Origin of the sequence: Actinoallomurus acaciae (genome assembly GCF_042429965.1) — a bacterium.
In the GTDB taxonomy this organism is placed as follows: Bacteria; Actinomycetota; Actinomycetes; order Streptosporangiales; family Streptosporangiaceae; genus Actinoallomurus; species Actinoallomurus acaciae.
The window spans coordinates 1069-5664 of record NZ_JBHLZP010000600.1; the positions used below are offsets into that span (position 1 = coordinate 1069).

The 4596-nt window shown below is 71.6% G+C and carries 6 protein-coding genes; 1 reads left to right on the forward strand and 5 read right to left on the reverse strand.

Annotated features, from left to right (window positions below):
• Nucleotides 1-491: helix-turn-helix domain-containing protein (locus ACFFNX_RS42925; RefSeq protein WP_378212002.1), on the forward strand; the 491-nt coding region annotated here is incomplete at its 5' end.
• Here the strand turns inward: ACFFNX_RS42925 and ACFFNX_RS42930 are convergent.
• The 5 genes from ACFFNX_RS42930 to ACFFNX_RS42950 form a co-directional block, all read right to left on the reverse strand.
• Nucleotides 444-1100, reverse strand: a complete 657-nt coding sequence (locus tag ACFFNX_RS42930; RefSeq protein ID WP_378212003.1) for a class I SAM-dependent methyltransferase — start codon at nucleotides 1098-1100, stop codon at nucleotides 444-446. The genes ACFFNX_RS42925 and ACFFNX_RS42930 overlap by 48 nt on opposite strands.
• A 64-nt stretch (nucleotides 1101-1164) precedes the next feature.
• The gene (locus tag ACFFNX_RS42935; protein ID WP_378212004.1) at nucleotides 1165-1932 is read right to left on the reverse strand and encodes a lipase family protein; all 768 of its coding nucleotides are present in this window, start codon (nucleotides 1930-1932) and stop codon (nucleotides 1165-1167) included.
• Nucleotides 1929-2387 carry a hypothetical protein gene (locus ACFFNX_RS42940; protein ID WP_378212005.1) on the reverse strand — a complete coding sequence of 153 codons (459 nt, stop codon included), beginning with the start codon at nucleotides 2385-2387 and terminating at the stop codon, nucleotides 1929-1931. The genes ACFFNX_RS42935 and ACFFNX_RS42940 overlap by 4 nt, the downstream gene beginning before the upstream one ends.
• Before the next feature lie 76 nt (nucleotides 2388-2463).
• Nucleotides 2464-3876, reverse strand: a complete 1413-nt coding sequence (locus tag ACFFNX_RS42945; RefSeq protein WP_378212006.1) for a condensation domain-containing protein — start codon at nucleotides 3874-3876, stop codon at nucleotides 2464-2466.
• A gap of 219 nt (nucleotides 3877-4095) precedes the next feature.
• On the reverse strand, nucleotides 4096-4596 hold a 501-nt coding region (locus tag ACFFNX_RS42950), incomplete at its 5' end, for an OB-fold nucleic acid binding domain-containing protein (RefSeq protein ID WP_378212007.1).

Below are 4596 nucleotides of genomic sequence, written 5' to 3' on the forward strand. Positions count from 1 at the left end.
TCTTCGTCGAGCCGCACTGCGCGTTCGCCGACCGGCTGCGCCTGTGCTGCGGCGGCGGCATCACCCCGGCCCCGGCTCTGCGCGACCTTCGCGAGGAGGACGTCCGGCGGGCCGGCGGCCGCCCGTCGAGCGAACTCGACGGACGGCTGCTGGACGCGATGCGCACGCTGACGGACGAACCGCTCTCGATGGTCGCGCTCGCCGCCGAGGTCGGCCTCTCCCCGCAGCGCCTTCGCGCCCTGGCGCGGCAGCAGCTGGGCATGCCGCTCACGCGCTGGCGCGGTTGGCGGCGCCTGGCCCGCTCGGCCGAGGCGTTGCGCGAGGGGCGGCCGCTGAGCGGCGCCGCGCTGGAGGGCGGCTTCGCCGACCAGGCTCACCTCACCCGGGAGATGCGCCGGATGATGGGCCTCACACCTGCGGACGTGGTCCGGGCGTTGCGCCCGTCAGCCACGGCGCGCCGTGTAGATCGAGATCGAGCCGTTGACCGTTGACACGGTCCCGGTCTCCCGCACGTCGAGGAACCCGACATCGGACATGAGCCCCGGCAGGGCTCCCTCGGCGTTGAACCGCGTGTCCTCCCGGCCGTCCGCCAGCTGCACCACGCGAAAGGCCAGGCGCATCAGCCGCGTGCGCTGCAGCCCGAAGTCGGCGATCACCAGCTTGCCGCCCGGCCGCAGCGCTTGGAGCATCGAGACGAGAATCGCCTGCTTCATCGCCACCGGACACTGGTGGAAGACGAGGCTGGACACGACGATGTCGGCGGCCCCGGCGTCCACGATGTCCGTCAGGGCGTCACCCGTACCGGCCCGCCATTCCACCGAGCCGGCGCCCGCGGCCTCGGCCTTGCGCCGGGCGATCGCGAGCATCTCGGGGTCCGGATCGATGCCGATCACCCGAGCATGCGGCTCGATCTGAAGCAACAGCACGGCCAGCGATCCCGTGCCACAGCCGACATCGATGATCAGGTCGTCGTTCCCGGGCGCCACGTGCATGGCGAGCATGCTCCGCCACAGACGTTCACGTGTCAGGGCGACCAGGGGGTCATAGAGACGAGGGCGGCCGAAACGGCCCAGCGCGGGAGTGAAGGTCTTCTCGGTCATGGCCGCAAGTGTCGAGCGCCGGCCGCGACCGGTCTTGAACGAACCGCTCGCCTGCCTCGACGCGTCAGTCGCCGAACTCGTTCTGTACGCCGGGCGGGGTCAGGGCGGCGATGTAGTGCTGTGGCGCGTGGTCCTCCAAGGAGTACACCACGGGCAGTGCGCCCAGCGGCCGGACCCGGCTGCCGGCGAAGGCCAGCGCGGCCAGGCCGAGGCCGCCGAGGAAGGTGGCCGCCTGCCCGGTGAAGCGGGCGTGCTCGCGCAGGTCGCCGCGGCGGACGTCGTACGCGTGGCCGAGGTGCCGCGCCAGGCCCAGCACGCCGTGGCGCAGGTGGGGGACCTCGTACCGGATCTCGCGGCCGAAGTGGCGGTACGGCCCGGCGGTCCGCGGCGGGAGATGGGGGACGACGTCGTTGTCATAGACGTAGCGGACGACCTCGCGGGAGAGGAACGGGTCCGCCGCGCAGGCGCCGGCGAAGCGGGGATCTCCGATCATGGGCTGGCCGTACGTGTAGACGGCCCGGAGCCGGCCGGTCACGTCGTCCTCGTCCCGGAACTTGCGTTCGTGCCGGAGCATGACCGCCATCAGGGCGGCCATCGCGCCGCCGAGGCTGTGACCGGTGACGTACAGCGCCTCGAGCCCGGCCATGCTCGCGACGTCCGGCTCGTCGGGCAGGAGGGCGCGCACCGACCGGCCCCGGCAGGCGCGCTTCAACGCGGCCATGACCTCATAGCGCGTCGCCCGTACGTTCCGGTAGAAGCCGGCGTGCACCGTGGCGCGCGGGTCGCCGAACCGGTACGGCATCCGCTCCGGCCGGACGTCGGCGTCGGTCATCCAGCCGATGCCGTCCGTCGGCGGTGTGCCCCGGTAGCAGAGGATCGCGACCGCCCGCTCGCACTCTGCACGAGGAACGCGGTAGAGCGGACGAACATCGCGTCGACCGACGTGCCGATCATCCGGCAGTGGTTCTCCTCCAGGCCCATCCGCGCCATGATCATGGAGACGGTCTCGACACCGGCGTAGGCGTACGCCGCGCAGGCGGCCAGGGTGTGGGCGATGACGGGGTCCGGATGGCGCCGGGTCTCCAGCAGCCGTTCCTCCAGATCCGGGTGGACGGGGAAGCCGGTCGTGGTGCGCGGCCCGTACGGCCGGAGCCGGGCGTACGACGGCCCGCGGGTGTCCCGCGTCCACAGACCGCCGACCTCGAGGTGCTCCCGCAGCAGCTCCTCCCACGCGGGTACGGGGAGCGCCCCCACCGGCTCCGCCGCGTCGATCGGCTCCACCGCCATACCGCACCTCCCGGTCCGCCTGCGGTGCGTTCCCGGTGGCCCGGAGCGGGAATCCCCGGCTCCGGCAAAGCCACGGTCAGCCGAGCCGTGCGCTCCGCGGGGCCGGGGAGGAGTCCGCCACCGAGAGGATCAGGTCTCGCAGCCCCTCGACGTACCGCCGCATGTTCTTGTAGGCCACGTCGGTGTCCGGGTAACGGCACGTGAACCACAGGCCCTCGTGGAGCCGGTTGATCCACGCGAAGACCTTCTCGCCCTGCGTCACCCTGACCAGCCCGTGCGCGTTCAGCTCGGTCCAACGCTCGGATCCGGGGAGCTGCCGGGCGTCAAGGAACGAGACGCATGAGTACAGGTCGGGCGAGGTCGGGCGGAAGTCCGAGCCGAGCAGGCGCAGGACCCGGTCGAGGGGGATGCGCGAAAGCGGCCTGTTGGCCCGCAGCTCGGCGCGCACGACCTTCAGGACGGTGAGGAAGTCAGGTCCCTCCGCGACGGGGACCTCGATCGGCGCGCCACCGACGAACCAGCCCACGGAGTCCGACCACTGGTCCTTGACCCGGGTGTGGAACGGCACGACCGTGCGGTAGACGGGCTCTCCGCCGATCTCGTGGACGAGGAGGCTCGTGGCCGCCAGGATGCCGAGCTGGCTGCCGCCGAAGGGCCGGCAGTACGCCTCGAACGCGGCGGCGGCATCCGCGTCCACGAGCATCTCGCACATGAGCTTCTGGGCGTGCAGACGGCTGGATCCCAGGCCGAGCTCGACGGGGAGGTTCGGCAGCTGCCCGCCGCACCGGTTGATGAACTCCCGCCAGCGGGCCACGGTCGTGTGGTCGTCGTCGATCTTGTCCGCCTCGGTCCGTTCGACCTCGCAGAAGTCGACGTAACTGCTGACCGGAGGCGCTTCGGTGGTGCGGCCCTCGGTGTTCGCCGTGTACAGCTCGAGGATCTCGGCGGGAATGCGCAGGAGGGAGTAGGCGTCGACGTTGCTGTGGTCGAACGCCATGTACACGCTGGTGCACTCGTCCCGGACGACCGCCGTGTAGATGTAGTTCGGCCAGCCGAGCGCGTCCGCCGCGACGTCGAAGCGGTCCTGGAGGTAGGAGGTCAGCTCCGCCGCGTCGGGGAAGTCCCCGATCACTTCGCGGTGGAGCTCCACGGCCCCGGCGTCGAGCGTGAACCGGCGCATGTCGTCGCCCACCCAGCGAAAGCCGCTGCGCAGCGTCTCGTGTCGTAGCGTCCAGCTCCGCAGTGCGTCTTCCAGTGCGTCGAGATCGACTCTGCCCGGCAGGTCGAACGCCGCGCCGAGCCAGGCGGGCAGGACCAGACCGTCCTGACGTACCGAGCGGACCGTCCGCAGGTGCGCCTCCTGGATGTACGCCGGCGGCCGGGAGTCCTCCGGCAGGTCCGATGCCATCGCGACGGTCGTCGGACTGAGCGTCCACTCGACGAGACGTCCAGGCCGAACCGCGCAGCGCTGGATGTCGGTGATTCGCACGGGGGGTTCTCCGTTCAAGGCGGGGACTGAGTCGGTCAGGGAACACCGCACGCGTGGTCGCCGCACGGTGCGTCACGGAATGCTAACGGAACGTGCGATGCTCCGGCAGCCGAGTGATCAACCAACGGTGAAGCGGGCTTCGCGGGGGCAGGAGTCGGGTTCTCCCCGCTGGTCCGCCGAACGGAACCTTCGCGTTCGCGCGACGGTGCCGCAGATCGTTCAGCGGAAGTCGCGGCTCCGGGTCATCGTGGTCACCGGCAGGCGCCGCAGGCGGGTGGCGAGGAGGTTCGCGGCGCCGTCGTGGCGTTCGAGGCGCGCGTGGACGACCATCGCCTGGGCCTGGAACGCCATGGTCCGGTAGCGCTCCCAGATCTGCGGGCGGCAGATGACGTTGGCCATCCCGGTCTCGTCCTCCAGGTTGAAGAAGATCACGCCGCCCGCCGTGCCGGGGCGCTGCCGGTGGGTGACCACGCCGGCGACCAGGACGTTCGTGTCGCCGGGCACGTCGTCGAGCGCGCCCAGGGGGACGACGCCGCGTTCGTCCAGCATGTCGCGTACGTGGGCGATCGGATGATGCCCCGACGTGCCGGTGGCCCACAGGTCGGCGATGGTCTCCTCGATCGGGGTCATGGCGGGCAGGTCGGGAGCGGACGTCCCCGGCGTCGTGCCCGGCAGCCGCTCGGCGCGCCAGGACGACGAGGCCGGGGGACCGGCGCCGCG

What these genes read in the sequence shown, in the direction of transcription:
- ACFFNX_RS42930 (WP_378212003.1), bottom strand. Translation starts at nt 1,100, where the DNA reads ATGACCGAGAAGACCTTCACTCCCGCGCTGGGCCGTTTCGGCCGCCCT.
- ACFFNX_RS42935 (WP_378212004.1), bottom strand. Translation starts at nt 1,932, where the DNA reads ATGACCGACGCCGACGTCCGGCCGGAGCGGATGCCGTACCGGTTCGGC.
- ACFFNX_RS42940 (WP_378212005.1), bottom strand. Translation starts at nt 2,387, where the DNA reads ATGGCGGTGGAGCCGATCGACGCGGCGGAGCCGGTGGGGGCGCTCCCC.